Below are 24,736 nucleotides of genomic sequence, written 5' to 3' on the forward strand. Positions count from 1 at the left end.
TCAGGCCTTTTTCGTCGAAGGCAGGAGGATGGTGAGAATGCCAAGCAGCGGCAGGAAGGAGCAGAGAAGGAACACGTGCTCGATGCCGTGGATGTCCGCCAGGTGCCCCAGCAGCGCCCCGCCGATACCGCCGAAGCCGAACATCAGGCCGAAGAACACGCCGGCGATCATGCCCACGTTGCCGGGCACCAGCTCCTGGGCGAAGACCACGATGGCGGAGAAGGCCGAGGCGAGGATGAAGCCGATGACCATGCTCAGCACGCCGGTCCAGAACAGGTCGACGTGGGGCAGCGCCAGGGTGAAGGGCGCGACGCCGAGGATGGAGAACCAGATCACCTTCTTGCGCCCGATGCGGTCGCCGATGGGGCCACCGAAGAAGGTGCCGGCGGCGACGGAGCCGAGGAACAGGAAGAGGTAGACCTGCGAGGTGGCCACCGACAGGTCGAATTTCTCGATCAGGTAGAAGGTGAAGTAGCTGGTGAGGCTGGCCATGTAGAAGTACTTGGAGAACACCAGCAGCGCCAGGATCACCAGGGCGAAGGTCACCCGGCGCCTGGACAGGCCGTGGGTCGCGGCGCCGCCCTGCTTGAGGCGGAACAGGTTCAGGTGGTTGCGGTACCAGCGGCTGAGGCCGTAGAGCACCAGGATGGCGAAGGTGGCGAACAGCCCGAACCAGGCCACGTGGCCCTGCCCGTAGGGGATGACGATGGCCGCCGCGAGCAGCGGGCCGAACGCACTGCCGGCGTTGCCGCCGACCTGGAAGGTGGACTGCGCCAGGCCGTAGCGCCCGCCCGACGCCAGCCGGGCGATGCGCGAGGCTTCCGGGTGGAAGGTGGACGAGCCGATGCCCACCAGCGCCGAGGCCATGAGGATGGCCGGGAAGGAGCCGACGAAGGCCAGCAGCAGGATGCCCACCAGGGTGCACAGCGAGCCGGCCGGCAGCAGCCAGGGCTTGGGGTGGCGGTCGGTGTAGTAGCCGACCCAGGGCTGCAGCAGCGAGGCGGTGAGCTGGAAGGTCAGGGTGATCAGGCCGACCTGGGTGAAGCTCAGGCCGTAGTTGGCCTTGAGCATCGGGTAGATCGACGGCAGCACCGCCTGGATCAGGTCGTTGATCAGGTGGGCCAGCGCACAGGCACCGATCACGCGCATGACCAGCGGGCTGGCCGGGTTCGCCGCCGGAGTCGCGGCCAGGGGAGAAGCGGTGGTGCTGACGGACATGGTGGAACTTCCAGGCAGGAGCAGCGCACACCTCGGGCTGGACGACCGTGGCACGACGCTGCCGGAATTCAGGATCGGGCGCCATCCTATGCCGCGCCACCCTGGCTGTCTCACGCAATCCGGCCAACCACCATCGCAAAAGAGACATCCTGCGCCGCCACCCGGCTGCCGCTTTCGTAGGGTGGCGTAGAGCGCGGCGAAACCCACCGCCCGGCCGCTCGGCTCAGCAGCGCCAGTCCCCTTCCCCGCATTGCGCGCCAGCCTCCCGCCTCGGCAGGTCCAGCGGGAACAGCAGTTGCGACAGCAGGAAGCCGGCCTCGGTCTCCACGCACGCGGGCGTGCCGAGGCGGGATTGGGCGTCACGGTCGGGGGTGTCGTTCCAGCGGGGGATGCCGCTGGCCCAGGGGTTTTGCTGGATGGTCATGATGGCGAGCCTCCTCACAGGTCAAGCACCAGGGGTTGGGTGCCCTCTTCGCCCGCCGCCGGGACGGCGCAGCAGATCAGCACCATGTCGGCCTCGGGCATTTCCGCCGGCGGGTTGGGGTAATGCACCTCGCCGCTGATGCGGCGCGTGCGGCAGGTGCCGCAGGAGCCGCCCCGGCAGCTGAACTCGGGGGTCAGGCCGCGGCTTTCCGCCAGCTCCAGCAGGCTGCCGCTCTCCGGTGTCCAGCGCGCTTCCTTGGCCGAATGGGTGAAGTACACCGGCACCGGGCTCGTGGCCGCCGGTGGCTGGTCCCGCGCGGGCGCCTGCCCGTCGACCTGGCGCCGCAACGTCGAGGGGCCGAAGGCCTCGGCGTGGATACGCGAATCGGCGATGTTCAGCCCGCGCAGGCCGTCGTAGATCGACTGGGTGAAGGCCGCCGGCCCGCACAGGTAGAAGTCGTAGTCGTCGAACGGCAGGCTGGCCTGGATATGCGCCAGGTCGAGGCGGCCGTTCAGTTCGAAGTCATGCCCCAGCCGTGCCTCGGCTTCCGGGGCGCTCAGGGCGCGCACCCAGCGCAGCAGGCCACCCGATCGGCTCGACAGCGCCTGCAGTTCGGCCTGGAACGGCAGGTCGCGCAGCGCCCGCGCGCCCTGGAACAGATGGATGCGCCGGCCTTGCCGCTGCCGTTGGTTGAGCGCCACCAGCTCGCGGGCCATGGAGACCATCGGGGTGATGCCCACGCCCGCGCCGATCAGCACGACGGGGCGCTGGCTGTCGGTCTTCAGGGTGAAGCCGCCCAGGGGAGGGCGGGCTTCCAGCACATCGCCGACCCGCACCTGCTCGTGCAGGTGCCGCGAGCCCTTGCCCTGGGCCTTGACACTGATGCGCAGCTGACCGTCGCTCGGCGCGCTGGAGACGCTGTAGGTGCGCACCAGGGCTTCGCCATCGGCGGTGAGCAAGCGCAGGGGAATGTGCTGGCCGGGGGCGAAGTTCACCTCGCCACCCTCCTCGGGTGCCAGCACCAGCGAGCGGATGTCGCGGCTTTCCTGCTGCTGGCTCAGCACGCGCCAGCGCTGCCACTGGCGCCGCCGCTCGGTCTCGCGCAGGCGCTCGTCCGCCTCGGCCCAGGTGCCGGTGAGCAGGCTGGTGGGCGCGTATTCGTCGAAGTCCCAGCGCAGCGACACCGCGCTGGGGCGGAACACCACCTGCTCGATATCGAGGGTCCAGATGCGCTCGGCACCTTCGAAGGCGGCGATCAGCGGGCTGTCGAGGATCACCTCGGCACGGCCCTGTACCTGCAGCACGTTGCCCTGCTCGAAGTCGACGAACAGCAGGCCGGCGCGCGGGTTGCTCAGCAGGTTGCCCAGGGTGTTGAAGTGCAGGTTGCCGGCGTAGTCGGGATGGTCAGGCGGTTGCCTTCCACCCGCACGAAGCCTGCGCGCCCGCCACGGTGGGAGACGTCCACGGAGCGGCCGCCGCCCTCGTGGTCGACGTAGCTGGCGACGAAAAAGGTGTCGGCGGCGCGGATCATCGCGCGGGTGCGCTCGTCCAGCTCGGCGGCGTCCTCGCGGACCGTGCCGCGCGGCTCGGGGGAGCTGCTCCATTCCCGTCGCTGGATGTACTGCGGGCAGTTGCCGAAGGAGTGCTCGACCTGCACTACCAACTGCTGTGCCGAGGCCCGGTCGATCGCGCCATTGAGGCGGTTGCGACGCCGCGTGTGCAGTTCGATGCCGAGCAGGCCGAGGGCGGCGCCGGCACCGAGGCCTGGGGTGGCCGGGTCCAGCGGGTCCAGCGGGCGGGCGGCCAGGTCGAAGACCAGGTGCCTGGGGTCGGGCGAGGTGACGAAGCCTTCGGGGCCCTCGATCAGGGTCGCCCAGGGGCGGCCGTCGCCATCCACCGCACCGGCGATCAGGAAGGGCAGTTGATGGAAGAAGGCACGGTGCTGGTCGGGCATGTGGTCGCGGATGACTTTCTGCCCGTGGGCTTCCATCCGCTCGGCCACGCCGACCGTTTCCTGCAGTTGCCGTTCACCGGCATGCCAGGGCGAGGGGCGCTGGCTGGGAGTCTGTTCCATGGTCTGCCCTCCGGAAAGGGGCTGCCGGGGCTCGGCAGCCCGGGGTGGCTCAGGCGGCGTTGAGGCCGGCGGCGGTACGCTGCATGGGCACGAAGCCCGGCAGCGCCTCGATGCGGGCCAGCCACGCACGCACGTTGGGATAGGCCTCCAGCGACACGTTGCCCTCCGGCGCATGGGCGATGTAGCTGTAGTTGGCTACGTCGGCGATGGTCGGCGTGTCGCCGGCAAGGAAGAGGGAGGCGTCCAGCTCGCCTTCCATCACCGCCAGCAGCACATGGGCCCGGTGGATCACTTCCTCGGCATTGAAGGAGGCGCCGAAGACGGTGATCAGGCGCGCGGCGGCAGGACCGTAGGCGACCTGCCCGGCGGCCACCGACAGCCAGCGCTGGATGCGCGCGGCGGCGACGGCTTCCTCGGCCAGCCAGCGCCCCTCGCCGTAGCGCTTGGCCAGGTAGACGAGGATGGCGTTGGAGTCGTTGACCACGGTGCCGGCGTCATCGATCACCGGCACCTGGCCGAAGGCGTTGAGGGCAAGGAAGTCGGGCTGCTTGTGCGCGCCCTTGGCCAGGTCGACGAAGACCAGCTCGGTGGGCAGTTGCAGCAGCGAGAGCATGAGTTCGACGCGATGGGCATGGCCGGACAGCGGGTGGCGGTACAGCTTGATGGCGGGACGAGACATGACGGTGGCTCCTTATCGGTTCGGGGTGGTTCACCGTGAACCGCCCGGCTGGGCGTTCGCGACGATGGAGCCATGTTGAGCCCTTGCAGCGATGAGCAGAATCACCACGGATGACAATCCACTCTTTCAGTTTATGAAATTGATTGGATCTTGATGCGGGGGCGTGTGCCACACGCGGCTCCGCCCGGTGGAGGTAAAAAGCGACCTCCACCCTACACAGGGCTCATGCCCGCGCGCTGGCTCGGCCTGCTTTCTGTAGGGGCGACTTCAGTCGCCAAGCGGCGCGCAGCACCGCCCCGTCCGGTAGGAGCGAATTCATTCGCGATGGGGCGACCGATTCACCCCTCGAACGCGGGATGGGCTCGCAGCCGTGGCACGGCGAAGTCGAGGAAGCTGCGCACCCGCGCGGCGGCGCGGCGGCCTTCGCGGTAGACCAGGTGCACCGGCAGCGGCGCGGCGGCGAAGGGCTCCAGCACGGTTTCCAGCTGGCCGGCCTGCAGTTCCTGGTACACCTCGTGGCTCAGGCAACGGGTCAGCCCCAGCCCGGCGACGGCGGCGCGGATGGCGGCCTGCGGGGTGCTGCAGAGCAGCCGTGGCGTGACGTTCACCGCGCCGTCGGCGAAGCGCCACTCGCCGGCATGGCCGGTGGAGGTGGCGACTATGGTCGGCAGCCCGGGCAGCGCCTCGGGGCGGTCCGGCCGGCCGTGGCGCGCCAGGTAGCCGGGCGCCGCACAGACGAGGGGGCGGACCCGCCCCAGCGGCACGGCGAACCCCGAGGAGTCCGGCAGCGGGCCGGTCACCAGGGCGATGTCGATCCCCTCCTCCAGCAACCGTGGCAGCCCCTCGCAGGCCCGGATGTCCAGGGTCATCCCGGGGAAGGCGTTCAGGTAGTCGAGGGCGATGGGGGTGAACACCTGGTGCGCCATCAGCAGCGGCATCGCCAGGTGCAGTGCACCAACCGGCTCGGCGTGCAGGCCGGTGACGGAGCGCTCCGCCTCCTCCACCCGCCCGAGGATGCGCTCGCAGCTTTCGGCGAAGCGCTCGCCCTCCGGGCTCAGGCGGGCCCCGCGCGGGCCGCGCAGCAGCATGGCGCTGCCCAGCCGCGCCTCCAGGGCGGCGAGGGTGCGCATCACGGTGGCCTGGGACAGTTGCAGGCGGCGCGCGCCCCCCGCCAGGCTGCCCGCGCGGGCCACGGCCAGGAAGACCTGCATCTCGCGGTGGCGGCTCATCGCGCGACCGGCGCCCCCGCCGCGCGCAAGGCGGCATCGGCGCGGAAGCGCGTGGCGCAGTGGTCGACGAAGGTACGCACCTTGGCCGACTCGCGCCGGCCCCCCTGCTGGATGATGTACACCGGCAGCGCGGGCATGGCGAAGGCGTCGAGCACCGTCTCCAGTTCGCCCTTGGCAATGGCCTCGGCCACCTGGTACGACAGCACGCGGGTGAAGCCCCAGCCCAGGCGCGCGGCCTTGATCGCCGCCTGGTTGGAGCTGACCAGCAGGCGTGGCGTCGGCGTGAACCCGAACGGGCCGTCCGGCCCCATGAACTGCCAGTGGGTGAGCAGCCCGCTGGCGGACGACATGACCACCTGGGCGTTCTCCAGGTCCTCGGGGCGGCTCGGCCTGCCGATGCGGTCGAGCAGTGACGGCGCGGCGCAGACCACCGGGCGTATCTGCCCGACCTGCAGCGCCAGGTGCTCGCCTTCGCGGAGCGAGCCGATGCGCACTGCGACGTCCACGCCCTCCTCGACCATGTTCACCACGCGGTCGACCAGCAGGGCGTTGATTTCCACCTCCGGGTACAGGTCGAGGTATTCGGCGATCAGCGGGATGAGGAACAGCTCGCCGAACATCACCGGCGCCGTCACCGTCAGCCGCCCACGCGGGCGCACGTTGCTGCCGGCGGCCAGCTCCTCGGCCTCCTCCAATTCCAGCAGGATGCGCCGGCAGTCCTCCACATAGCGCCGCCCCGCCTCGGTGAGGCGCAGGCTGCGCGTGCTGCGCGCCAGCAGCAGGGTGCCGAGGCGTACCTCCAGCGCAGCGATGGCGCGCGTCACGCTGGGCGGCGAGAGGCCCATCAGCTTCGCGCCACCGGCGAAGCTCTCCGCCTCGGTCACCGCCAGCAGCACCTTCATTTCCTGGAACCTGTCCACCCTCACCGCCTGGCATCGCGCCCCTTTCCGAGAGGCCGACAGCTTAGCGCCCAGGCCGGGGCGAAGACGAGAGACGGTGCACCTCACCTTCTTGTGGGAGCGAATTCATTCGCGATTGGGCATCCGGCCAGTCGCAGCCCTGTGCCGGCGATGAGTCTTTCGCGGCTGAAGCCGCTCCCACAGGGGGTGTGTAGCGCGGCCAGGCGGTGCCCTACGAATCCCAATCCGAGGCACAAGCCGTAGGAGCGAGCTCTGCTCGCGAAGCTGTGGCTGGAGTCTGTGGGAGCGAATTCATTCGCGATGAAGCATCCGGCCATGCGCAGCCCGGTGCCGGCGGTGGGTCCTTCGCGGCTGAAGCCGCTCCCACGGGGGGTGTAGGTTGGGCTGAGGGACGAAGCCCAACCTCGCGTGGCCAGGCACCGTGCCTATGCCGGCCGTGCATGCACCCGGCCGCTGCTTTACCATGCCGCGCCGAACTGCCATCGAGGCCCCCATGAGCACGCCCACCTTCCGCAACGCCACCCTCTCCGACACCGACCGCTGCTACCAGATCGAGATCTCCGCCTATGAAGGCGACGAGGCCGCCACGCGGGAGAAGATCGCGACGCGCATCGGGCAGTACCCCGAGGGCTTCCTGATCCTGGAGCTGGACGGCGCAGTGGTCGGCTTCATCAACAGTGGCTGTGCCCACGAGGTGGTGATGTCCGACGAGGCGTTCAAGGAGCTGGTGGGCCACGACGCCGAGGCGCCGAACGTGGTGATCATGTCGGTGGTGATCGACCCGGCGTATCAAGGCAAGGGCCTGTCGTCGCTGCTGATGCGCACCTTCGTGCAACGCATGCGCGAGAAGGGCAAGGCGACCATCCACCTGATGTGCAAGGAGCGCCATGTCGAGTTGTACCGGCGCATGGGCTACCGCTATGTGCAGCCTTCCTCGTCCGACCACGGCGGTATGGCCTGGCACGAGATGGTGATGGACCTTCGCGTGGCGCCGTGACCGTTCGCGAGGCCTGCCCGCTGCGTCGCGGCGCTGACGCTCAAGGAGATCAGGCCGAGTGATCGCCCGGCCTCGGAATGGCCGGGCGCGTCATCAGCGGGTCAGCTCGTAGGCGCACATGTTGACCGTCGAGGCCAGGTTCAGCGATTCGATGGCACCGCTGCCGGGGATGGTGAAGGGCCGGGCGTCGAGTGCGGTGAGTTGCTCACGCGGCACACCGCGCGCCTCGTTACCGAACAGGTAGCAGTCGAAGGCCTTGAAGGCGGCGGACTGCACCGGCTCGCCGTGCATGTCCAGGCAGGCGATGCGCTCGAAGCGGCTTCCGAGGGACTCCAGCTCCACATCCAGCTCCATGGGCGCATGGAAGATGGCGCCCATGCTGGCGCGTACGACCTTGGGGTTGTACGGGTCGACACTGCCGGGGCTGAGCAGGCAGCGGAAGCCACCGAACCACGCCAGGGTGCGCAGGATGGTGCCGAGGTTGCCCGGGTCCTGGATCTCGTGCAGGTAGATGGCGCGCTCGCCGGCGACCGGCGCCGGCGCGGACGCAGCCGGCATCGGCACCAGCGCGATGATGCCCTGGGGCGTCTTGGTATCGGCCACCTGCGCCATCTGCCGGTCGCTGATCAGGTGGGTCTCGAACGGGCTCTGCCAGTGCTCGTAGGCGGCGGTCACGTACAGCTGGCTGCGCAGCAGCTGCGGGTTGTGCTCGGCGGCCTTCTGCAATTCCAGCAGCAGGTGCTCGCCCTCCACCAGGAAGTGACCGAACTCGGCCCGGTACTTCTTCTGGTGGAGCTTCTTGATGTCGTCGAGTTTCATCGATACGGCGCTCAGTGGCTGTGTGCGGACAGCAGCGACCTGGCCAGCGCCTCGGCCACCTTGATGCCGTCCACCCCCGCCGAGAGGATGCCGCCCGCATAGCCGGCGCCTTCACCGGCCGGGTACAGGCCCTTGAGGTTGAGGCTCTGCAGGGTCTCGTTGTCACGGGTGATGCGCACCGGGGACGAGGTGCGGGTCTCGATGCCGGTGAGCACCGCGTCGGCACGGTCGAAGCCACGGATCTGCTTGCCGAACGCCGGCAGCGCCTCGCGGATGGCCTCGATGGCGTAGTCCGGCAGCGAAGGCGCGAGATCGCCCAGGCGCACGCCGGGCTTGTAGGAAGGCTCCACCTCGCCGAACTCGGTGGAGGGCACGCCACGGATGAAGTCGCCCACCAACTGGCCGGGGGCGCAGTAGTCGCTGCCGCCCAGCTCGTAGGCACGGGATTCCAGGCGCTCCTGGAACTCCACGCCGGCCAGCGGGCCGCCGGGGAAATCCTGCTCCGGGTTGATGCCGACGACGATGCCCGAGTTGGCGTTGCGCTCGTTGCGCGAGTACTGGCTCATGCCGTTGGTGACCACGCGCCCCACCTCGGAGGTGGCCGCCACCACGGTGCCGCCCGGGCACATGCAGAAGCTGTAGACGGCGCGGCCGTTCCTGGCGTGGTGCACCACCTTGTAGTCGGCAGCGCCCAGCTCCGGGTGGCCGGCGTACTTGCCCAGGCGCGCCTCGTCGATCAGGCCCTGGGGGTGCTCGATGCGGAAGCCGATGGCGAAGGGCTTGGCCTCCAGGAACACGCCCTGGCGGTGCAGCATGCGGAAGGTGTCGCGGGAGCTGTGGCCCAGCGCCAGGACCACATGGCGGCTGTGCAGGGTCTCGCCATTGGCCAGTACCACGCCTTCGAGCTGGCCGTCGTCGATCAGCAGGTCGGTCACCTTGCTTTCGAAGCGCACCTCGCCGCCCAGGGCGATGATCTCCTCGCGCATGGTGGCGACCACGCCGGTGAGGCGGAAGGTGCCGATGTGCGGCTTGCTCACGTACATGATCTCTTCCGGCGCGCCGGCGCGGACGAACTCGTGCATCACCTTGCGGGCGTAGAACTTCGGGTCCTTGATCTGGCTGTAGAGCTTGCCGTCGGAGAACAGGCCGGCCCCACCCTCGCCGAACTGCACGTTGGACTCGGGGGTGAGGACCTTCTTGCGCCACAGTGCCCAGGTGTCCTTGGTGCGGCTGCGCACGTCCTTGCCGCGCTCCAGCACGATGGGCCTGAAGCCCATCTGCGCGAGCAGCAGCGCCGCGAACAGCCCGCAGGGGCCGAACCCCACCACCAGCGGACGCTCGGCCAGCCCGGCCGGTGCCTGGGCGACCGGGTAGTAGCGGGTGTCCGGGGCCGGGCGGATGTTGTGGTCGTCGGCGAAGCGCGCCAGGATCGCCGCCTCGTCGCGTGCCTCCAGGTCGATGATGTAGATGAACAGGATGACGCTGTTCTTCTTGCGGGCATCGTAGCTGCGCTTGAAGACGGTGAAGCCCAGCAGGTCGGCGTCGCCGATACCCAGGCGCTTGACGATGGCCTTGCGCAGTTCATCGGGGGAGTGGTCGAGGGGCAGGGACAGTTCGTTGATGCGAATCATGGCGGTAATCCTGGCCGGTCAACCCGGCAAAGGAAGCAACAGGGGAAGGGGTAAGGCGCGAATTGTACCCGCCGCCCCCGCCCCTGTCAGTGGTGGCCTGACGGTCGCGCAGCCGGGCACGGCACCCTCCCCGTCCGGCGAATTTAACCTGTGCGTCATTCTCGGCTTATAATCGCCGCCGCTTCGCACCCATGGCCTCCCCCTGCACCGCCCATGGGTTCGCTCCTCACCTTGATTTTCCGTGGTTGGCTCTAACATGAAACGATCCAAAAGCAGCCGCCGCTGGCTGGATGAACACGTCAACGACCCCTACGTGAAACGGGCCCAGAAGGATGGCTTGCGCTCGCGCTCCAGCTACAAGCTGATCGAGCTGAACGAGAAGGACAAGCTGATCCGCCCCGGCATGCTGGTCATGGACCTGGGCTCCGCCCCGGGCGGCTGGTCGCAGGTGGCCGGCAAGCTGGTGGGCGATACCGGGCGCGTCCTGGCCACCGACATCCTGCCGATGGACGGCCTGGACAACGTCGACTTCATCCAGGGCGACTTCACCGATGACGGCGTGTTCCAGCAGCTCCTCGACAAGCTCGACGGCCGCAAGCCCGACCTGATCGTCTCCGACATCGCCCCCAACATCAGTGGCGTCGCCGCCGCCGACCAGGCGTCCTCGATGTACCTGGTCGAACTCACCCTCGACATGGTCCGCCAGGTGCTCAAGCCCAACGGCAACTATGTGGTCAAGGTCTTCCAGGGCGAGGGCTCCGACGAGTTCCTCAAGGACGTGCGCACCTCGTTCGAAAAGGTCTTCATCCGCAAACCGGAAGCCTCGCGCCCGCGCTCGCGGGAGGTCTACCTGGTGGGCAAGGGCTTCAAGGGCTGAGCCCGCCTCTGCCCCCCTCGACGTTCGGCCAGCGCCCGGCCGGGCGTCACTGAGCGGCGGCAGGACGCGGATCGCAGCGCCCCACACCGCGCGCCCTCGCCAGGTCCCAGCCTGTAGAATCGCCGCCCCTTTCAAGATGAGTGGACCATGCGCATCACCAACGGACGCAGCGCGACGGCCTGCGGGCTGGCGGCGATCCTCCTGTGGAGCACCGCCTCCGGCCTGATCCGCAGTGTCAGCGGCTTCTTCGGCCCCATCGGCGGCGCCGCGCTGATCTACACCCTGGGCGCCCTCCTCCTGGTCGCCCTCCTCGGCCGCCCGCGCCTGCGCGCGGGTTCGCGTTTCTACCTGGTCACCGGCTCGGCGCTGTTCGTCGCCTACGAAGTCTGCCTGTCGCTCGCCCTCGGTTTCGCCACAGATGGCACCCAGGCCATCCAGCTCGGCGTGGTCAACTACCTGTGGCCGAGCCTCACCGTGCTGCTGGCCATCCTGATGAACCGCCAGCCGGCCCGCTGGCTGGTCCTGCCCGGCACGGCCATCGCGCTGTTCGGCATCCTCTGGGTGGTCAGCACCGACGGCCTGTCGTTGCCCAGCATCATCGCCAACGTGCAATCCAACCCGCTGAGCTACAGCCTCGCGGCGACCTGCGCCATCACCTTCGCGCTCTACTGCAACGTCACCCGGCGCTATGCCCGGGGCGAGAACCACGTGGCGTTCTTCTTCATCCTCACGGCGGTGGTGCTCTGGGTGAAATTCGCCTTCGTCAGCGAGCCGCTGCCCGCCTTCACCCTGCGCGGCACCCTCGAACTGCTCGCCGCCGGCATCGCCATGGCCGGCGGCTACGCCCTGTGGAACATCGGCATCCTGCGCGGCAACCTCACCCTCCTGGCCACCGTCTCCTACTTCGCCCCGGTGCTCTCTTCCGCCTTCGCCGCGGCCTGGCTCGGTGCCAGCCTGACGCTGCAGTTCTGGCAGGGCGCGGTGCTGGTCACCGCCGGCTCGCTGGTCTGCTGGCAGGCGACGCGGGCGCGCAGCAGCGCGGGCTGATCGCGCTTCCAGTGGCAGATGGTTCGGCCCTAAGATGGCGCTCCACAACGCGCCAGGAGGCCACGATGAGCACCCAGGGAAAAGACCGCAAGATCGACAACATCGAGTTCAACGTCAGCGACATCGCTCGCAGCAAGGCCTTCTACGGCGAGGCCTTCGGCTGGAGCTTCACCGACTACGGCCCCACCTACACCGAGTTCAGCGACGGTCGCCTCACCGGCGGCTTCACCACGGGCGAGGCGGTGCGCCCGGGCGGCCCGCTGGTGATCCTCTACGCCGACGACCTGGCACAGGCCCAGGCCAGGCTGGAGGCAGCCGGCGCCCGCATCAGCCGCGAGGTGTTCGCCTTCCCCGGCGGGCGCCGCTTCCACTTCATCGACCCGGACGGCTACGAGCTGGCGGTGTGGTCCGCCGCTTGAGCAGGGCGCCCGGGCCGATCACCGTGCGGCCGATCGAAACCGGAGAATGGCTTGCGCCCCGTCGGCGAGCCCGAGCCGCTGCATGACGACACCGCGCTGCTGGCCCAGCCCAGGGAACGGGAGCTCCCCGGCCTGGCGGGCCGAGCGCCAGGCCCAATGGAGGCTCACTTCGCCTTGAGCTTCAGGTAGCTCTGGTGCATGTCCTTCGCCCAGCCATCGATCACACCCGTGACATCCGCCGGCTTGAGCACCTGGGCGCTGTTCTCCAGCGGCGTGCCGGTGCCCTTGCGCACCACCTGGGCGATCACCTTGTTGCTGCCGCCGTCGAGGAACTGCGCCTCGGTGGCCAGCTCGGTCTCCTGGTCGCGGATGCCGCTGGCGGTGCTCACCGCCGCCGCCACCAGCGCCACGGGAACGATCTCGTAGGGCTTGAGCCCCTCGGTCTTGCTGCTCACCCCGGTGATCGCCGCACGCACGACGATGACGCCGGGCCCGGGCTTGGCGGCCAGCGACAGGCTGTTGCCGATTTCGCGCTTGAGCGCCATGTCGTAGTAGCGGGTGATGCCGTCCAGGGTGCTCTGCGGGATTTTCTCGGTGGCCTGGGGTCGCGGGTAGAACTGGGTGGGCTCGACGTAGACGGCGGTGTAGCGGCCGATGTCCACCTTGGGATCGATCCAGCGCATCACCTCCGCGCCGGAGGGCGTGGTCGCCTTCTGCAGGCTGCCGTAACTGGAGAGGAACCCGGAATACTCATCCGGCTGGGTAACCGTACTCGAGCAGCCGACCAGCGCGGTGGAAAGCGCCAGCGCCACGCCCAACGCCAATGCATGTTTCATCGAAGACTCCTTGTCCGAGCAAGTGTGGGAAGGCAGGAAGCGTCGGCGACGCCCTCACGTCATCGCCGCACGGGTACGCCACCGAAGGTCTCGCACGGATGTGAGGAGTCGGCCCCGGCGTCTCGCGCCGCCCCGCTCGAGCGCGAGCCCGAACGAAACGGCGGATGCTGGATTGACGCTAGCAGACTCCCGCCAACTGCCAAGGCGGAGGAGCGCCGCGCAACGATTGCGTAAGGTTCGCCAGCGCCCCGTAAAGCCTGCGTAACGACGCGAGACAGGGCCGCGGCTTGCTGCTTAATTGAGGCGCACCACCTCTCAAGCGGGCCCGTGAAGATGTCTTCGGTTCAAGCCAGTCTCAGCAGCATCCCCCCCGACTCCATCCAGGCCGTCGGCCTCGCGCAGGGCCTCCTGCCGCGTCGCAACGGCGGCCAGGTGCTGATCATCGTCGAGCGCAAGGAGGACTGGTCCTCCTACATCCCCAGCGAGGAGATGCTCACCGCGCGGGAGTACCTCGAGCAGTCGCGGGGCGGCGAGCTCGACAAGAAGGTCCAGGTCATCAACCTGTGCCGCCACTACAAGTACCTCGGCCATGGCTACTACTGCTCGCTGCTGGCCGAGGCGCGCGGGCACAAGGTCATTCCCTCGGTGCGTACCATCAGCGAGCTGGCGCGCAAGTCGCTCTACGGCCTGGCCCTGGACGACCTGGAGAAATCCCTGGAGGTCGCCCTCGCCCAGCACCCCTGCGCCAACACCGAAGGCTTCACCCTCAGCCTGTACTTCGGCCGCACCGACTTCGAACCGCTGCAGGAGATCGCCCGCCAGCTGTTCGAGGCCTTCCCCTGCCCCATCCTGCTGGTGGACTTCCGCAAGGGCGAGACCTGGCGCATCGCCGGCCTGCGCACGGGCTCCCTGCACAAGCTGCGCGAGGACCAGGAAGACCTCTTCGCCAGCGCCCTCGACGGCTTCAACCGCAAGGTCTGGCGCCTGCCGCGCTCACGCCAGGTGGCGCGCTACGACCTGGCCATCCTGCACAACCCGGACGAGCCGCTGCCGCCGTCCAACGCCCAGGCCCTGGAGAACTTCGTGCGGGTCGGCAAGCGCCTGGGCATCGAGGTCGACCTGATCGAGAAGAAGGACTATTCGCGCCTGGCCGAGTACGACGCACTGCTGATCCGCGAGACCACCAGCGTCGACGACCACACCTACCGCTTCGCCAAGAAGGCCGAGAGCGAGGGGCTGATCGTGATGGACGACCCGGCCTCGATCCTGCGCTGCACCAACAAGGTCTTCCTCACCGACCTCTTGCGCAGCCACGGCCTGAGCATGCCGGCCACGGAGATCCTCTACCGCGACAACCCCCAGGAGCTGGAGAAGGTCGGCGAGCGCCTGGGCTTCCCGCTGGTGCTGAAGATCCCCGACGGCTGCTTCTCGCGCGGGGTGATCAAGGTGGAGAACCTGCAGCAGCTGCGCGAGGCCAGCGCCGGGCTGTTCGAGCACTCGGTGCTGCTGCTCGCCCAGGAATTCCTCTTCACCGAATACGACTGGCGCATCGGCATCCTCAACCGCCGGCCGATCTTCGCCTGCCAGTACTTCATGTCCAAGGGGCACTGGCAGATCGTCAACCACAAGGCCCAGGGCGCCGAGGTCATCGGCGAGTGCCGCACCCTGCCGGTGGAGCGGGCACCGAAGGCGGTCGTGGAGCTGGCGCTCAAGACCGCCAACCTGATCGGCGACGGGCTCTATGGCGTCGACCTCAAGGAGGTGGACGGCAACGTCAAGGTCATCGAGGTGAACGACAACCCCAACCTCGACGCCGGCATCGAGGACGCCCACCTGCAGGACACCCTCTACAGCCTGGTGCTGGAGGACTTCGTCCGCCGCCTCGAACAAAAGCGCCGCGGCGGCGCCAACTGAAGGAGCACCGGCCCATGCGCCAGAGCTACAGGCTGATCGACGGCACCCTGCGCCCCTGCATGGACGAGGCGGCGCCGCTGCAACTGTGCATCGCCCCGGAGGCCGAGGAACTGGAATGGCTGCGCCAGCGCTACGGCCTCGATGCCCACGCCCTGGCCAGTGCCCTGGACCCGGACGAAGTCGCCCGCGTCGAGTTCCGCACGGGCTCGCTGTTCCTCATCTGGAAGCGCCCGGAGAACTACTCGGGCGACGAGCGCTTCGCCTTCGAGGTGTCCTCCTTCGGCATGCTGCTGGACGAGCGCCAGCTGGTGCTGATCTCCCACGCCGATTCGCTGCTCGAAGGCCTCGCCGGGCGCCACGACCTGCAGCAGCCGCTGGATGTGCTGCTGGCCATCCTGCTGGGCAACATCCACCACTACGAGGGCCACCTCAAGGTCATCAAGCTGGTCGCCCGCGAGCTGCAGCAGCGCTTCAACCAGAGCCTGCACAACCGCCACCTGCTGCAGATGTTCGGCCTCAGCGAGAGCCTGGTGTATTACCTCAACGCCATCCACGGCAACGGCGCGGTGCTGGCCCGCCTGCGCGGCCAGGGCGAGCGCCTGGGGTTCGCCCCGGCGAGCCTGGAGCTGCTCGACGACCTGATCATCGAGAACGAGCAGTGCATCAAGCAGGCGGAGATCTACTCCTCGGTGCTCGCCGGCCTGATGGAGGCGCGCGGCAACCTGATGAACAACACCATGAACGAGATGCTGCGCAAGCTCACCCTGATCAACGTGGTGTTCCTGCCGCTGAACCTGATCGCCGGCATCGGCGGCATGTCCGAGTTCAGCATGATGACCGCCGCCGTCCCCTGGTGGGTCGCCTACCCGCTGTTCGTCCTCGCCCTCGCCGTGCTGGCGGGCCTCATGCTGCTGGCCCTGCGCCGGCTGGTGGCCGCCCGCGCATCGCCTCCGGCCAGCTGACGCAACGACCACCCCACTCGCAACAGCCGCCGGGCATCCCGCCCGCTGGCCTCACTCATCCAAAGGAAGCCCCATGGAACCCCTGCACATCGCCCTCAGCGTCCTGGTCGCCATCGTCGCCCTGAGCATCGCCATCAACTACGTGGACAGCCGCATGAAGCCCGGCGACCTGGCGCGACAGGCACGCGACAAGGCGTCGCGACGGACACCCCGCCGCTGAGCCCCTCGCGCCGGGCGCAACCGTGCCCGGCCCCTTGCCTGAGCCAGGAAGCGCCATGAACTTCAGCTTTCGCGATGCCCGCCCCGACGACCTCGACGCCTTGCTCCACCTGGAGAACCAGTGCTTCGAACTCGATCGCCTGTCGCCGCGCAGCTTCCAGTGGATGATCAGCCGCGCCCACGCCAGCCTGGCGGTGGCCGAGGCCGCAGGCCAGGTCATGGGCTACGCGCTGCTGCTGTTCCACCGCGGCACCTCGCTGGCGCGCCTCTACTCCATCGCCATCGCCCCCGGCGCCCGTGGCCACGGGCTCGGCAAGGCACTGCTGGCGGAGGCGGAGCGCCGCGCCCGCGACCACGACTGCGCCTACCTGCGCCTGGAGGTGCGCCCGGACAACCACCCCGCCATCGGCCTCTACGAGCGGTTCGGCTATCGCCGCTTCGCCTGCATCGACGACTACTACGAGGACCACGCCCAGGCGCTGCGCTACGAGAAACGCATCGTCCAGCGCCCGCTCGACGCCGCGCGGGCGGTGCCCTACTACCAGCAGAGCACCGAGTTCACCTGCGGCCCCGCCTGCTTGTTGATGGCCATGGCCGGCCTGCAACCGGGCCGCCCGCTCACGCGGCGCGAGGAAGTGCAGCTGTGGCGCGAGGCGACCACGGTATTCATGACCTCCGGCCATGGCGGCTGCAGCCCCCAGGGGCTGGCCCTGGCCGCCTGGCGCCGCGGCTTTCGCGTGCGCCTGCAGGTCAGTGTCGAAGGCCCCTTGTTCCTCAGCGGCGTGCGCAGCGAAGGCAAGCGCGAGGTCATGCGCCTGGTGCACGAGGCCTTCTGCGACGAGCTGCGCGAAAGCGACGTGGAGCAGGTGCCCGCCAGCCGCCAGGGCCTGCCCGCGCAGCTCGCCGAAGGCGGCCTGCCGCTGGTGCTGATCAGCAGCTACCAGCTGACCCGCACCAAGGCTCCGCACTGGGTGCTGGTCACCGGCTGCGACGAGGACTTCGTCTACCTCCACGACCCGGACATCGACCACAGCCGCCACCGCCAGGCGCTGGACTGCCAGCACATGCCGGTCAGCCATGCGCGCTTCCAGCGCATGCGCCTGTTCGGCGGCAACAAGCTGCGTGCGTCCGTCGTCCTCTACCCGCCCGGCGACCCTCACGCCGCCAGGCGCAGCGACAGTTCCACGTCCTCGGCGAAGGGCACGGAGAGGTAGCCGCTGCCCGCCTCGCGCACCCGCGCCAGGTACTCGGGGCTGTGGTCGGCGTTGTCGGCGATCACCAGCGCGCCTGGGCGCAGGCGGCTTTCCACGAGGGCGAGGATCTCCGGGTAGAGCGCCTTGGCACCGTCGAGCAACAGCAGGTCGATGGATTCGGGCAGGTCCTGGGCCAGGGTGCGCAGCGCATCGCCCACGCGGAACTCCACCAGGTCCTCCAGCCCGCCGGCGGCGAGGTTGCCTCGGGCCCGCGCCACCTTGGTGGGCTCGAACTCGCTGGTGATCAGCCGGCCGCCGCCGTTGTCGCGCAGCGCGGCGGCCAGGTGCAGCGTGGAGATGCCGAAGGAGGTGCCGAACTCGACGATGGTCCGCGCACCGCTGCTGCGCGCCAGCATGTACAGCAGGCGGCCGGTCTCGCGGGAGACGGGCAGCGCCACGTCCTTGAGGCGGCCGTAGAACTCGCGGTATTCGGTCTTGCTCTGCATCAGCCGCGCCACTTCGCCCTCGGCGAGGTCGGAAAGGCTCGGCCCCAATGCCTGCCAGGCCGTGTCGGCCTCGGCGAACAGGCGGTCCAGCAAGGCGGTGAGAGCGGGTTGGGTCAGGGTGTTCATGCAAGGTCTCCAGGCGTCGTTGAGCGCATCGTTGGCGCCGGAATAGAATGCGATCAATCCATCACATTTCACTATTCGCATTGCCAGGCCCCGCCATGACCGAACGCCAGAACCCGCGTATTTCCTCGCGCAAGCAACCCCAGCAGGCCCGCTCCAACGAGCTGGTCGCCACCATCCTGCAGGCCGCTGTTCAGGTTCTGGCCAAGGAAGGCGCCCAGCGCTTCACCACCGCCCGGGTGGCCGAGCGAGCCGGCGTCAGCGTCGGCTCGCTGTACCAGTACTTCCCCAACAAGGCGGCCATCCTGTTCCGCCTGCAGAGCGACGAGTGGCGCCAGACCAGCGAGCTGCTGCGCCGCATCCTCGAAGACCTCGCCACCCCGCCGCTGCAACGCCTGCGCACCCTGGTCCACGCCTTCCTCCACTCCGAATGCGAGGAGGCCGACATGCGCATCGCCCTCGACGACGCCGCCCCCCTCTACCGCGACGCCCCCGAGGCACGGGAAGCCAAGGCCGCGGCCGGGCGCATCTTCGAAACCTTCATGGAAGAGGTCCTGCCCCACGCCTCCGAAGCCGCCCGCACCCTGGCCAGCGAGCTGATCACCACCACCCTAGGCACCGTGGGCAAGCAATTCTCCGAACGCCCGCGCACGAAGGAGGAGATCGAACGCTACGCCGACGCCATGGCCGACATGTTCGGCGCCTACCTGGAAGCGGCCGCTGCGCGGGGATAGAGGGAGCGGAACACCGCAGTGCAGGGCCGGACATCGCCGCGTTGGGCCTCGCCGCGCTCGGTGGGCTGAAGCCCACCCTACGAAAGCGCCGTGCCACCGCGCGGGCATGACCACCTGTAGGGTGGATGGCGCTCTTTTCATCCACCAATCGAGGTCGGATCGGGGCACATCGTCAGGTCCCAAGCCCCGCATCATTGGGTTTCGCGGCGCACCGTAGGTCGGGTGCAACCCGGCAATGTCGTGTATCCCGGGCGTTCATCGCGAATGAATTCGCTCCCACAGGGTGGCGGCGGATGAGCGGAGTCGGCCGGGGCACGCGTTTATGCCTGACGCGCCGCATCGATGGGTTTCCCGGGGCTCTACCCATCCTACGGGGATGTCGGCCCCATCGCGGCGGATGAACATGACCGGTGCGTAGGATGGATGGCGCTCTTTTCATCCACCAGGCGGGGTAGGTCCTGCACATCCGAATTAACCAATGAGCACCGGACGGTGGGCTGAAGTCCACTCTGCAAGAGCCGGACAGGCAACTTACGGCCGCCAACTGCCGCGCGCAGACATGCATCCGAAGTTGCCACTCTCGATGCGTTACTTGCTCAAATAACGTTGCCCCGACAACAACTTCCAGAGCGCCTATTCCATATCGATATGGCCTGCATCGTACTGTTGTATTGGTGGCGCAAGAGTTCGCTTGGATAGCATCGGCGCACTTTTCCTGCCGATGAGAACAATAAGGTGAATTTAGGAAAGATCATCAGCCGCAGCGCGCTGTACTGGCCCGACCACGAAGCGCTGATCGACAGCCGGCAACGCGTCACCTTCGCCCAGCTCGAACGCCGCACCAACCGCCTGGCCTCCGGCCTCCTGGCCCTCGGCCTGGCCGAGGGTGCGCACGTGGCGATCCTCGCGCTCAACCGCGTGGAGCTGGTGGAGGCCGAGGTGGCCTTCTACAAGGCCGGCATGGTCAAGGTGCCGATCAACGCCCGTCTCTCCCTGGACGAGATCATCCAGGTGCTCGACGACTCCCACAGCCAGGCGGTGATCGCCGACGAGCGCTTCGCCGCCGCGCTGCATGCCCGCCGTGGCGAGCTGCCGCGCCTGCGCCTGATCGTCTCGCTGGACGACGCCGCCGGCGACGCCGGCTACGCCAGCGTGCTGGAACGCGGCAGCGAGACCCCGGTGCACTGCGACCCGGCCGACGACGCCCTGGCGGTGCTGCACTACACCTCCGGCAGCTCCGGCGTGCTCAAGGCCGCGATGCTCTCCTTCGGCAACCGCAAGGCGCTGATCCGCAAGAGCATCGCCAGCCCCACCCGCCGCGCCGCGCCGGGCGACGTGATGGCCCACGTCGGCCCCATCACCCATGCCAGCGGCATGCAGATCATGCCGCTGCTGGCGGTGGGCGCCTGCAACCTGCTGCTGGAGCGCTACGACGACCAGTTGCTGCTGGAGACCATCCAGCGCGAGCGGGTGACACGCCTGTTCCTGGTGCCGGCGATGATCAACCGCCTGGTCAACGTCCCCGGCGTCGAGCGCTTCGACCTCTCCAGCCTGCGCCTGGTGATGTACGGCGCCGCGCCCATGGCTCCGGCCCTGGTCAAGCGCGCCATCGCCCTGTTCGGGCCGATCCTCGCCCAGGGCTACGGCGCCGGCGAGACCTGCTCGCTGGTCACGGTGCTGACCGAGCGCGACCACCTGATCGAGGGCGACGACCACAGCCGCCTGGCCTCCTGCGGGCGCTGCTACTTCGAGACCGACCTGCGCGTGGTCAACGAGGACTTCGAGGACGTGCGCCCCGGCGAGATCGGCGAAATCGTGGTCAAGGGCCCGGACATCATGCAGGGCTACTGGCAGGCGCCGGAGCTCACCGCCGAGGTGATGCGCGACGGCTACTACCTCACCGGCGATCTGGCCAGGGTGGATGAGCGCGGCTACGTCTTCATCGTCGACCGCAAGAAGGAAATGATCATTTCCGGCGGCTTCAACATCTACCCCACCGAAGTGGAGCAGGTGCTCTACACCCTGCCCCAGGTGTTCGAGGCGGCGGTGGTCGGCGTGCCCGACGAGCAATGGGGCGAGGCGGTGCGCGCGGTCATCGTGCTCAAGCCCGGCGAGAGCCTCAGCGCCGAGCAGGTCATCGAGCACTGCGGACGCTCCCTGGCCGGCTTCAAGAAGCCGCGCGCGGTGGACTTCGTCCGGGAACTGCCGAAGAACCCCAACGGCAAGGTCGTGCGCCGCCTGATCCGCGAAGCGTACTGGCAGAACAGCGAACGACGGATCTGACGGGAGACACGCACATGATCGAACCAAGCGAAAAGGCCGCGCGCATCATCGCCGGCATCCAGGCCTTCGTCCGTGACGAGCTGGCCCCGCTCGCCGAGCGCGAAGGCATCCTCTGGGGCGAGCCGGTGCCCCGGCCGCTGCTGCGCGACATCTGGCGCCGCTCCTGCGAACTGGGCTTCTACAACGTGATGCTGCCCGAAGCCCTGGGCGGTGCCGGGCTCAACGTCGCCGAGCTGTGCGCGGTGAAGGAAGCGGCGGTGCTCACCGGCTCGCCCCTGGCCCCGCACGTGCTGGGCGAGCTCTCCGGGCCGCCGCGCATCGGCCACCTGTTCCGCGTGGCCAGCGAGCACCAGGTCGAGGCCTTCCTGCGCCCGGTCTGCCGCGCCGAGAAGGCGGTGTGCTTCGCCCTCACCGAGGCCGAGGCCGGCTCCGACGCCACCGCCATCACCACCGAGGCGCGCCTGGAGGGCGATCACTACGTGCTGCGCGGCGCCAAGCGCTACATCTCCGGTGCCTCCTATGCCGACCTCGCCGTGCTACTCGCCGTCACCGGCCCCGGTCGCGGCCCGCAGGGCATCTCGGCGTTCTTCGTCGACCTCGCCGCGCCCGGTGTGCGCGTGGACTGCGACTATTCGGTGATGTCCGGCGGCGGCGCCCATGGCGACATCGTCCTGGAGGACGTGCGCGTGCCGGTGGCCAACCGCATCGGCGGCGAAGGCGAAGGCTTCAAGCTGGCCATGGGGCGCATCACCCTCAACCGCCTGCTGCATTGCCCCACCATGCTCGGCATGGCCGGCCTGGCCTTGCAGCTGTCGCTGGACCACGCCCGCACCCGCAAGCAGTTCGGCCAGCCCATCGCCATGTTCCAGGCGGTCAACCACATGCTCGCCGACATGGCCACCGAGCTCTATGCCGCGCGGGCCATGATGTACGCCACGGCGGCCAACAACGATGCCGGCGGCGACATCAAGGTGCAGGCGCCGATGTGCAAGCTGTACGCGTCGGAGACCGCCTTCCGCATCATCGACAAGGCCGTGCAGGTGCATGGCGGCGCGGGGCTGATCAAGGGGCATCCCGTCGAGTGGCTGTTCCGAGCGAGCCGTATGATGCGCATCCTCACCGGCACCAGCGAGATCCAGCGCAACACCATCGCCAAGGGCATCCTGATGCCGGGCTGAGCCCCGACGCGCACTCCCGGGGGCGCGCCGGCCACGAATCCGGCCGCCCCCGTGGGCTGCGCCCTTGCGCGTTTTCCGCCCTGCACGGCCCCGGGCCGTCGCAGCCCCGTCCGCCAGGGAAGCCGGACGGGCTTCCAGAACAAGAACAACGAGAGTCCCCATGACCCGAGAAGACACTGCCTTCCGCCCCGGCCCCGCCTGGACGATCGCCTTCCTGCTGGCCTTCATGATGCTGGTCAACTTCCTCGACAAGGTCGTCATCGGCCTGGTCGCCGTGCCCATGACCGAGGAACTGGGCCTGTCGCCCACCGAGTTCGGCCTGATCGGCGGCGCCCTGCACTGGCTGTTCGCCGCTTCCGCCGTGGTCGGCGGCTTCCTCGCGAACCGCCGCCCGACCCGCACCCTGCTCCTTGGCATGGGCCTGTTCTGGGCCCTGATCCAGCTGCCCATGCTGCTGGCCAGCTCGCTGTGGATGATCGTCGCCTGCCGCGTGCTGCTCGGCATCGGCGAGGGCCCCGCGTCCCCCGTGGCCACCCACGCGCTGTACAAATGGTTCCCCGATGATCGCCGCAGCCTACCGGTGGCCCTGCTGCACTCCGGCAGCGCCATGGGCCTCCTGGTGGCCGGCGCGATGATCCCCTGGGTCAGCCTGCACTACGGCTGGCGCACCAACTTCGCCGTGCTCGCCGTGATCGGCCTGGTGTGGTGCGGGCTGTGGCTGCTGCTGGGCCGCGAGGGCACGATCGATTCCCTGCGCCGCGGCCAGCTGGCGACGCCCGACGCCCACCGCCTGCCCTACCGCCGCCTGCTCGGCGACCCCAGCGTGCTGGGCAACTACCTCTGCCATTTCGCCGCCAACTGGTCGCTGGCCCTGACCCTGACCTGGGTGCCCAGCTACCTGCAGGTCGGCCTGGGCATGGACCCGCTGCGCACCGGGCACATGTTCGTGCTCTTCGTGGTGGTCACCACCCCGCTCAGCCTGTTCATGGCCTGGGTCTCCCAGCGCCTGCTGCGCCGCGGCCTGCCCTCGCGCCTGGCGCGTGGCGCCTTCGTCTCGCTCTGCCTGATCGCCGGCGGGCTGTTCTCCGCCTCGCTGATGCTGGAGCTGCCGGTCGCGGTGCGCATCGTCAACCTGACCCTCAGCGGCGGCCTGGCCCTGGTGATGTATTCGGTGGGGCCGGCGATGCTCGCCGAGTTTACTCCGGCCAGCCAGCGCGGCGGCATCCTCGCCATCGGCAACGCCGTGGCCTCGCTGGCGGGCCTCTCGGCGCCGGTGGTCACCGGCCTGCTGGTGAGCGGCGCCGGTGCCGCCCATCCGCAGGGCTACGCCCAGGGCTTCCTGGTCTGTGGCGCGGTGCTGGTGGTGGCGGGCCTGGTCGGCCTGGTGACCATGAACCCGCAGCGCTCGCGGGAGCGCCTGGCTCAGGAAGAGACGTCGGCCGCCTGCTCGCGGGCCTGATCGCCCTCGGCGCCGCGCTCGATCAGGGCGCCGCGCCAACGCCCGCTGTTCACCGCCTCCACCAGCAGCGATCGCACCAGGTCACGCATGCAGGAGGCCGCGAAGGACAGCGGCCGGTGCACCGAATGGGCGATGGACACGGTGCGGGTGATGCGCGGCTCGACGATCAGCCGCGCGGTGGTCGGCTGGAACAGCTCCAGCAGCGGCGGCCAGTTGCTGATGGTCGCCGCCAGCCCGCTGCGCACCAGGCTGGCGATGCCCGGCGTCGACTGTTGCTCGTAGGCCACGTTCAGCACCACCCCCGCCTCCATCGCCGCCTGCTCGATGCGCCGCCGCAGGTGCAGCGCACGCGGCGCCATCACCAGGCGCGTGGCGCCCGCCTCGGCGAGGCTGATGGGCGTCTCCTCCCCCTCGCCGTGCCCGACCCAGTAGAGGTCCTCGACGAAGATCGGCTCGGCGGCCACATGCTGCAGTTCCTCGGCATTGGGCAGCACGCCGAAATCCACCTTGCCCAGTTCGATGGCCTGGCCGCCCTCGCGGGTCAGCCCGTCGCACACCGTCAGGGCGATGCTGGGGAATTTCTCCGCCGCCCGGGAGATGATCTCCGGCAGCAGCAGCGCCGAGGCCGTCGCCGGGATGGAGATGGACACATGGCCCTTGGGATCGCCCCGCGTGGAGGTCAGTTCGTCCTTCACCGAATCCAGCTTCTGCACCACCGAACGCGCCACCTCGTAGAGCTGGCGCCCCGCGTCGGTGAGCGCCACGCCGTCGTGCTGGCGCTCCAGCAACTGCAGTTCCAGTTCGCTTTCCAGCAGGCCGATCTGGCGGCTCAGCGCCGGCTGGGCGATGTAGGCCCGGCGTGCGGCAGCGGAGAAGCTCCCGGCTTCGGCGATGGCGATCAGGTAGCGCAGCTGTTTGAGGGTCATGCGGTTCTCACTGGGTATGCCGAAGCGTTATGGCAACTATCCGAAGACACTATTTGTGGGCCTTTTCGA

The 24,736-nt window shown here is 68.9% G+C and carries 22 protein-coding genes and 1 pseudogene; 12 read left to right on the forward strand and 11 right to left on the reverse strand.

Going from position 1 to position 24,736, the window contains the following annotated elements; genetic code table 11:
• The 6 genes and pseudogenes from PHLH3_RS17455 to PHLH3_RS17480 form a co-directional block, all read right to left on the reverse strand.
• Complete coding sequence (locus PHLH3_RS17455; protein ID WP_213625129.1) at nucleotides 1-1,218, reverse strand: MFS transporter; 1,218 nt, start codon at nucleotides 1,216-1,218, stop codon at nucleotides 1-3.
• Nucleotides 1,219-1,441: 223 nt separating this feature from the next.
• Complete coding sequence (locus tag PHLH3_RS17460; RefSeq protein ID WP_213625130.1) at nucleotides 1,442-1,642, reverse strand: hypothetical protein; 201 nt, start codon at nucleotides 1,640-1,642, stop codon at nucleotides 1,442-1,444.
• Between the two features lie 14 nt (nucleotides 1,643-1,656).
• A pseudogene (locus PHLH3_RS17465) lies at nucleotides 1,657-3,716 on the reverse strand (pyridoxamine 5'-phosphate oxidase family protein).
• A 49-nt stretch (nucleotides 3,717-3,765) separates the two neighbouring features.
• Nucleotides 3,766-4,395, reverse strand: a complete 630-nt coding sequence (locus PHLH3_RS17470; protein WP_173180301.1) for a glutathione S-transferase — start codon at nucleotides 4,393-4,395, stop codon at nucleotides 3,766-3,768.
• A 338-nt stretch (nucleotides 4,396-4,733) separates the two neighbouring features.
• On the reverse strand, nucleotides 4,734-5,624 hold the full coding sequence (locus PHLH3_RS17475) for a LysR family transcriptional regulator (RefSeq protein ID WP_213625131.1): 891 nt from the start codon (nucleotides 5,622-5,624) through the stop codon (nucleotides 4,734-4,736).
• A complete protein-coding gene (locus tag PHLH3_RS17480) occupies nucleotides 5,621-6,544 on the reverse strand; it encodes a LysR family transcriptional regulator (protein WP_213625132.1) in 924 nt (307 codons plus the stop codon). The genes PHLH3_RS17475 and PHLH3_RS17480 overlap by 4 nt, the downstream gene beginning before the upstream one ends.
• A 493-nt stretch (nucleotides 6,545-7,037) precedes the next feature.
• On the opposite strand from PHLH3_RS17480, the gene PHLH3_RS17485 reads away from it, so the two are divergent.
• Entirely contained in the window at nucleotides 7,038-7,541 is a 504-nt protein-coding gene (locus PHLH3_RS17485) for a GNAT family N-acetyltransferase (RefSeq protein WP_213625133.1), read from the forward strand.
• 93 nt (nucleotides 7,542-7,634) lie between these two features.
• Here the strand turns inward: PHLH3_RS17485 and PHLH3_RS17490 are convergent, their stop codons facing one another.
• Nucleotides 7,635-8,360, reverse strand: coding sequence for an RNA methyltransferase (locus PHLH3_RS17490; protein ID WP_213625134.1), 726 nt, complete (start codon nucleotides 8,358-8,360; stop codon nucleotides 7,635-7,637).
• An 11-nt stretch (nucleotides 8,361-8,371) separates the two neighbouring features.
• A complete protein-coding gene (locus tag PHLH3_RS17495; RefSeq protein ID WP_213625135.1) occupies nucleotides 8,372-9,991 on the reverse strand; it encodes an NAD(P)/FAD-dependent oxidoreductase in 1,620 nt (539 codons plus the stop codon).
• Between the two features lie 256 nt (nucleotides 9,992-10,247).
• On the opposite strand from PHLH3_RS17495, the gene rlmE reads away from it, so the two are divergent.
• From rlmE to PHLH3_RS17510, 3 genes are all read left to right on the forward strand, one after another.
• Nucleotides 10,248-10,868: a 23S rRNA (uridine(2552)-2'-O)-methyltransferase RlmE gene (gene rlmE, locus PHLH3_RS17500; RefSeq protein WP_173180294.1), complete on the forward strand. Its 621-nt coding sequence runs from the start codon at nucleotides 10,248-10,250 to the stop codon at nucleotides 10,866-10,868.
• Nucleotides 10,869-11,015: 147 nt separating this feature from the next.
• Nucleotides 11,016-11,915, forward strand: a complete 900-nt coding sequence (yddG, locus tag PHLH3_RS17505) for an aromatic amino acid DMT transporter YddG (RefSeq protein ID WP_213625136.1) — start codon at nucleotides 11,016-11,018, stop codon at nucleotides 11,913-11,915.
• Nucleotides 11,916-11,980: 65 nt separating this feature from the next.
• Entirely contained in the window at nucleotides 11,981-12,334 is a 354-nt protein-coding gene (locus PHLH3_RS17510; RefSeq protein ID WP_213625137.1) for a VOC family protein, read from the forward strand.
• A gap of 164 nt (nucleotides 12,335-12,498) precedes the next feature.
• Here PHLH3_RS17510 and PHLH3_RS17515 read toward each other — a convergent pair whose 3' ends face one another.
• Nucleotides 12,499-13,170, reverse strand: a complete 672-nt coding sequence (locus PHLH3_RS17515; RefSeq protein WP_213625138.1) for a DUF3313 domain-containing protein — start codon at nucleotides 13,168-13,170, stop codon at nucleotides 12,499-12,501.
• A gap of 333 nt (nucleotides 13,171-13,503) precedes the next feature.
• Here PHLH3_RS17515 and PHLH3_RS17520 point away from each other — a divergent pair, with 333 nt between their 5' ends.
• From PHLH3_RS17520 to rimI, 4 genes are all read left to right on the forward strand, one after another.
• Nucleotides 13,504-15,084, forward strand: coding sequence for a RimK family protein (locus PHLH3_RS17520; RefSeq protein WP_213625139.1), 1,581 nt, complete (start codon nucleotides 13,504-13,506; stop codon nucleotides 15,082-15,084).
• A gap of 14 nt (nucleotides 15,085-15,098) precedes the next feature.
• Complete coding sequence (locus PHLH3_RS17525) at nucleotides 15,099-16,046, forward strand: magnesium transporter CorA family protein (RefSeq protein WP_213625140.1); 948 nt, start codon at nucleotides 15,099-15,101, stop codon at nucleotides 16,044-16,046.
• Nucleotides 16,047-16,119: 73 nt separating this feature from the next.
• Complete coding sequence (locus PHLH3_RS17530) at nucleotides 16,120-16,266, forward strand: hypothetical protein (protein WP_021220067.1); 147 nt, start codon at nucleotides 16,120-16,122, stop codon at nucleotides 16,264-16,266.
• A 55-nt stretch (nucleotides 16,267-16,321) separates the two neighbouring features.
• Nucleotides 16,322-17,479 carry a ribosomal protein S18-alanine N-acetyltransferase gene (gene rimI / locus PHLH3_RS17535; RefSeq protein ID WP_213625141.1) on the forward strand — a complete coding sequence of 386 codons (1,158 nt, stop codon included), beginning with the start codon at nucleotides 16,322-16,324 and terminating at the stop codon, nucleotides 17,477-17,479.
• Here the strand turns inward: rimI and PHLH3_RS17540 are convergent.
• Nucleotides 17,422-18,090 (reverse strand): O-methyltransferase, encoded by a 669-nt coding sequence (locus PHLH3_RS17540; protein ID WP_213625142.1) that lies wholly within the window; start codon nucleotides 18,088-18,090, stop codon nucleotides 17,422-17,424. The genes rimI and PHLH3_RS17540 overlap by 58 nt on opposite strands.
• Before the next feature lie 95 nt (nucleotides 18,091-18,185).
• On the opposite strand from PHLH3_RS17540, the gene PHLH3_RS17545 reads away from it, so the two are divergent.
• The 4 genes from PHLH3_RS17545 to PHLH3_RS17560 all read left to right on the forward strand — a co-directional run bounded on the left by PHLH3_RS17545 (nucleotide 18,186) and on the right by PHLH3_RS17560 (nucleotide 23,741).
• On the forward strand, nucleotides 18,186-18,821 hold the full coding sequence (locus PHLH3_RS17545) for a TetR family transcriptional regulator (protein WP_213625143.1): 636 nt from the start codon (nucleotides 18,186-18,188) through the stop codon (nucleotides 18,819-18,821).
• Between the two features lie 735 nt (nucleotides 18,822-19,556).
• Complete coding sequence (locus PHLH3_RS17550; protein ID WP_213625144.1) at nucleotides 19,557-21,104, forward strand: AMP-binding protein; 1,548 nt, start codon at nucleotides 19,557-19,559, stop codon at nucleotides 21,102-21,104.
• Nucleotides 21,105-21,118: 14 nt separating this feature from the next.
• Complete coding sequence (locus PHLH3_RS17555) at nucleotides 21,119-22,282, forward strand: acyl-CoA dehydrogenase family protein (RefSeq protein ID WP_213625145.1); 1,164 nt, start codon at nucleotides 21,119-21,121, stop codon at nucleotides 22,280-22,282.
• 160 nt (nucleotides 22,283-22,442) lie between these two features.
• Nucleotides 22,443-23,741, forward strand: a complete 1,299-nt coding sequence (locus PHLH3_RS17560; protein ID WP_213625146.1) for an MFS transporter — start codon at nucleotides 22,443-22,445, stop codon at nucleotides 23,739-23,741.
• On the opposite strand, the gene PHLH3_RS17565 is transcribed toward PHLH3_RS17560, so the two are convergent.
• Nucleotides 23,705-24,667, reverse strand: a complete 963-nt coding sequence (locus tag PHLH3_RS17565) for a LysR substrate-binding domain-containing protein (RefSeq protein WP_213625147.1) — start codon at nucleotides 24,665-24,667, stop codon at nucleotides 23,705-23,707. The two genes, PHLH3_RS17560 and PHLH3_RS17565, sit on opposite strands and share 37 nt — an antisense overlap.
• Nucleotides 24,668-24,736: the final 69 nt, after the last annotated feature.

It is taken from the genome of Pseudomonas sp. Pc102, from assembly GCF_018408275.1.
In the GTDB taxonomy this organism is placed as follows: domain Bacteria; phylum Pseudomonadota; class Gammaproteobacteria; order Pseudomonadales; family Pseudomonadaceae; genus Metapseudomonas; species Metapseudomonas tohonis.

Coding starts and splice junctions, on each gene's coding strand:
- PHLH3_RS17460 (WP_213625130.1), bottom strand. CDS start 1,642: ATGACCATCCAGCAAAACCCCTGGGCCAGCGGCATCCCCCGCTGGAAC.
- rlmE (WP_173180294.1), top strand. CDS start 10,248: ATGAAACGATCCAAAAGCAGCCGCCGCTGGCTGGATGAACACGTCAAC.
- PHLH3_RS17525 (WP_213625140.1), top strand. CDS start 15,099: ATGCGCCAGAGCTACAGGCTGATCGACGGCACCCTGCGCCCCTGCATG.
- PHLH3_RS17560 (WP_213625146.1), top strand. CDS start 22,443: ATGACCCGAGAAGACACTGCCTTCCGCCCCGGCCCCGCCTGGACGATC.
- PHLH3_RS17555 (WP_213625145.1), top strand. CDS start 21,119: ATGATCGAACCAAGCGAAAAGGCCGCGCGCATCATCGCCGGCATCCAG.
- PHLH3_RS17540 (WP_213625142.1), bottom strand. CDS start 18,090: ATGAACACCCTGACCCAACCCGCTCTCACCGCCTTGCTGGACCGCCTG.
- yddG (WP_213625136.1), top strand. CDS start 11,016: ATGCGCATCACCAACGGACGCAGCGCGACGGCCTGCGGGCTGGCGGCG.
- rimI (WP_213625141.1), top strand. CDS start 16,322: ATGAACTTCAGCTTTCGCGATGCCCGCCCCGACGACCTCGACGCCTTG.
- PHLH3_RS17470 (WP_173180301.1), bottom strand. CDS start 4,395: ATGTCTCGTCCCGCCATCAAGCTGTACCGCCACCCGCTGTCCGGCCAT.
- PHLH3_RS17520 (WP_213625139.1), top strand. CDS start 13,504: ATGTCTTCGGTTCAAGCCAGTCTCAGCAGCATCCCCCCCGACTCCATC.
- PHLH3_RS17490 (WP_213625134.1), bottom strand. CDS start 8,360: ATGAAACTCGACGACATCAAGAAGCTCCACCAGAAGAAGTACCGGGCC.
- PHLH3_RS17455 (WP_213625129.1), bottom strand. CDS start 1,218: ATGTCCGTCAGCACCACCGCTTCTCCCCTGGCCGCGACTCCGGCGGCG.
- PHLH3_RS17475 (WP_213625131.1), bottom strand. CDS start 5,624: ATGAGCCGCCACCGCGAGATGCAGGTCTTCCTGGCCGTGGCCCGCGCG.
- PHLH3_RS17485 (WP_213625133.1), top strand. CDS start 7,038: ATGAGCACGCCCACCTTCCGCAACGCCACCCTCTCCGACACCGACCGC.
- PHLH3_RS17515 (WP_213625138.1), bottom strand. CDS start 13,170: ATGAAACATGCATTGGCGTTGGGCGTGGCGCTGGCGCTTTCCACCGCG.
- PHLH3_RS17510 (WP_213625137.1), top strand. CDS start 11,981: ATGAGCACCCAGGGAAAAGACCGCAAGATCGACAACATCGAGTTCAAC.
- PHLH3_RS17565 (WP_213625147.1), bottom strand. CDS start 24,667: ATGACCCTCAAACAGCTGCGCTACCTGATCGCCATCGCCGAAGCCGGG.
- PHLH3_RS17545 (WP_213625143.1), top strand. CDS start 18,186: ATGACCGAACGCCAGAACCCGCGTATTTCCTCGCGCAAGCAACCCCAG.
- PHLH3_RS17530 (WP_021220067.1), top strand. CDS start 16,120: ATGGAACCCCTGCACATCGCCCTCAGCGTCCTGGTCGCCATCGTCGCC.
- PHLH3_RS17495 (WP_213625135.1), bottom strand. CDS start 9,991: ATGATTCGCATCAACGAACTGTCCCTGCCCCTCGACCACTCCCCCGAT.